This window comes from Spirillospora sp. NPDC049652, assembly GCF_040675125.1.
GTDB lineage: Bacteria > Actinomycetota > Actinomycetes > Streptosporangiales > Streptosporangiaceae > Spirillospora.
Genome location: NZ_JBFAOF010000842.1, coordinates 1 through 3199, shown reverse-complemented (window position 1 = coordinate 3199; position 3199 = coordinate 1). Strand labels below are relative to the sequence as shown.

General features: G+C 73.9%; 3 protein-coding genes. All 3 read right to left on the bottom strand.

The window, feature by feature from the left end; translation table 11 throughout:
• Positions 1–328: 328 nt before the first annotated feature.
• The 3 genes from AB0J52_RS33615 to trpS all read right to left on the bottom strand — a co-directional run bounded on the left by AB0J52_RS33615 (position 329) and on the right by trpS (position 3057).
• Complete coding sequence (locus tag AB0J52_RS33615) at positions 329–1393, bottom strand: YihY/virulence factor BrkB family protein (RefSeq protein WP_500186902.1); 1065 nt, start codon at positions 1391–1393, stop codon at positions 329–331.
• A gap of 88 nt (positions 1394–1481) precedes the next feature.
• The gene (locus tag AB0J52_RS33610) at positions 1482–2039 is read right to left on the bottom strand and encodes a 2'-5' RNA ligase family protein (protein WP_500186901.1); all 558 of its coding nucleotides are present in this window, start codon (positions 2037–2039) and stop codon (positions 1482–1484) included.
• Positions 2029–3057 carry a tryptophan--tRNA ligase gene (gene trpS / locus AB0J52_RS33605; protein WP_500186903.1) on the bottom strand — a complete coding sequence of 343 codons (1029 nt, stop codon included), beginning with the start codon at positions 3055–3057 and terminating at the stop codon, positions 2029–2031. The genes AB0J52_RS33610 and trpS overlap by 11 nt, the downstream gene beginning before the upstream one ends.
• Positions 3058–3199: the final 142 nt, after the last annotated feature.

Below are 3199 nucleotides of genomic sequence, written 5' to 3'. Positions count from 1 at the left end.
CCGCCACCGCCGCGGCGACCTGCGACTCCCGGCGCCGGACGCGCCGCCGGCCGTCCCGGGCGAACCCGGCGGGCACGTCCGGCTCGCCCCGCCGCCCGCGCAGGCCCCTGACGCGCACGACGCCTCCGGCGCCCACGGATCGCCCGGTGCCTCGGGGTCTCCTCGCGCTTCCGGCGGCCACGAATCCCCCGGCGCTTCCGGTGCTCATGGCATCCCCGATCTGCGTGGCGGCTCAGATCTCCGTGGCGGCTCCGACGGTCGCGGTGAGGAGGCCGGTCCGGAGGGGGCGCCGCCGCTCAGCCCCCGCCTGGACGAGCGCTGACCCGCCTCACGCGGGGCGGTGGGCGCCTTCTCCGTACCGCACGCCCAGCGCCTTGCCCGCGCGTCCGTCGGACCGGCCGCCGAGCCGCTTCTCCGGCGGTTCGTCCGACGGGTCGCCGGACCCCTTCTCGGCCTCGTCGGACGGGCGGGCCTCGGGCTGGTCGTCCGCCTGGAGGATGACCCGCCGGGTCGCCGTCCACACGGCGGCGAAGAGCACGAACCGGGACACGACGTTGATCCACACCATCAGCCCGACCAGGACCGCGAACGAGGCGTAGACCGGGTTGCGCGTGACGTGCGCGACCAGCAGCGTCCCGATCTGCTTGAGCAGTTCGAGGCCGACCGCGCCGAACAGCGCGCCGCGCAGGATCTCCCGCCACGCCGCGCGCGTCCCGGACAGCCGGCTGAACAGCACCAGGAAGATCAGCGTGTTGAACGCGCCCGCGACCAGCAGCCACAGGATCCACAGCACCGTGCCCGCGCCGGTCACGTGCGCGAGGCCGAGCCACTGCAGCACGTTCTGGGTGGCCGCGGACGCCACCGACGACACCGCGACGCTGAGCACCAGGGTCGTGCCGAGGAACACCAGCACCGCCGCGTCCGCCAGCTTGAGCACGAAGAAGTTGCCCTCGGGCGACGGCTCGTACCCCCAGATGCCGCGCAGCGACTCGCGCAGCACCCGCACCCAGCCGAGCCCCGTGAACACCAGCGCGACCAGGCCGAAGACACCGGCGGTGGTGCGGGACTCGGCGATCTTCTGCACCTCCAGCGGGCCGGACAGCCCGGGCAGCAGCTGCTGGATCGCCTTGATCAGGTAGTCCCGGGCCTCGTCGCTGACCCCGACCAGGTAGCCGAGCAGCGAGTAGGCGAGCGCGAGCAGCGGGAAGAACGACAGGAAGCCGTAGCTGGTCATCGCGGCCGCGAGCCGGTCGCCGCCCTGCTCCTGGTAGCGGTCGTAGGCCCGGCCGAGATGGTCGAACCAACCCCAGCGGGCCCGCAGCGCGCCGATCGCGGACTTCACGGCGTCCACCAGCGCCTCGGCCCGGCGCAGGAGCGGTGTGATCACGAGCATGCACGCAACGTACCCGGCAGACCGGCGATCAGTCCGGCCCGGCGGGGCCCGTCGGGCGGAGCCGCCGGCGCCCCGCCGGCCTGCGGTTTCAGCGGTGCGGGAAGGCGAAGTGGCGGTGCGGACGCCAGATCCCGTCCTCGCCGTGCACGTAGAGCGAGAACCCCGCGGCCTCGAAGTCGGCCCGGTAGTCGGCGAGGTCCTTGAACGCGCGGTCCAGGACCTCCTCGGACAGGTGGTGCGCGACGGTGACGTGGGGGTGGTACGGGAAGGACAGCTCCCGGGCGAGCGGCCCGGTCAGCACCCGGGACTGGACGGCCTCGCAGCCGCCGATGCCCTCGGCGAGCGCGACGAACACGACCGGCGACACCGGGCGGAACGTCCCGGTGCCGCGCAGCCTGATCCAGAACGGCACGCTCCGCGCCGCGACCGCGCCCAGGTGGTCCTCGATCGCGGGCATCGCCGCGACGTCGACCTGGGTGGGCGGGAGCAGGGTGATGTGGGTCGGGATCGTCCCGGCGAGCGGGTCCCCGAACGACTCGCGCTTGCGCTGCAGGTAGGCGCCGAACGGCTCGGGGATGGGCACCGACACGCCGATGGTGCAGGCGTGCTCGGGATCGGTCGCGAGCGAGCGGTGCTCAGCGCCCACGTCCGACGAATCCCACCCGGTCGCGCACGACGTCCATGGTCCGCGCCGCGACCTCGCCCGCCCGCGCCGCGCCGTGCGCCAGGATCTTGTCGAGGGCGTCCTCGTCGTCCAGCAGCTTCAGGGTGCGCTCGCGGATCGGGGTGAAGGTGCCGGTCACCAGCTCGGCGAGGTCCTTCTTGAACTGCCCGTAGCCGGACCCCGCGTAGCGCGCCTCCAGGTCCGCGACGGTCTCGCCGGACAGCGCGGAGTGGATGCGCAGCAGGTTGCTGACGCCCGCCTTGTTCTCCTCGTCGAAGCGCACCTCGGTGCCGGTGTCGGTGACCGCGCGCATGATCTTCTTGCGCATCGGCCCGGCCTCCTCCAGCACGTCGATGATGCCCTGCGGGGAGGACGCCGACTTGCTCATCTTGCTCGCCGGGTCCTGCAGGTCGGTGATCTTGGCCGCGCCGCGCGGGATGTACGCCTCGGGCTCGACGAAGGTGGCGCCGAACCGGTGGTTGAACCGGCCCGCCAGGTCGCGGGTCAGCTCGACGTGCTGCCGCTGGTCCTCGCCGACCGGGACGTGGAAGGCGCGCTCGCCCGCGGCCCCGCCGGCGCCCGGCTCGGGCGAGTAGAGCAGGATGTCGGCGGCCTGCAGGATCGGGTAGGTGAACAGCCCGACGCTGGCGGCGGACGCGCCCTGCTTGGCGGCCTTGTCCTTGAACTGGGTCATCCGGCTGGCCTCGCCGAAGCCGGTGAGGCAGCTCAGCACCCAGGCCAGCTCGGCGTGCTCGGGCACCTGGCTTTGCACGAACAGGGTGGAGCGGTCCGGGTCGACGCCCATGGCGAGCAGCTGCGCGGCCGACACGCGGGTGCGGCGGCGCAGCGCGGCCGGGTCGTGCTCGACGGTGATCGCGTGCAGGTCCACCACGCAGTAGAACGCGTCGTGCGTCTCCTGCAGCGCGACCCACTGCCGCAGCGCGCCCAGGTAGTTGCCGAGGTGGAACGAGTCGGCGGTCGGCTGGATGCCGGACAGCACACGGGGTTGGGCCGCCGGGCGGGGCGCGGCGCCGGCCGTCGGGTCGGCCGTCGGGTCGGCCGTCGGGTCGGCCGTCGGGTCGGCCGTCGGGTCGGCCGTCGGGTCGGCCGTCGGGTCGGCCGTCGGGTCGGACAGGGCGTCG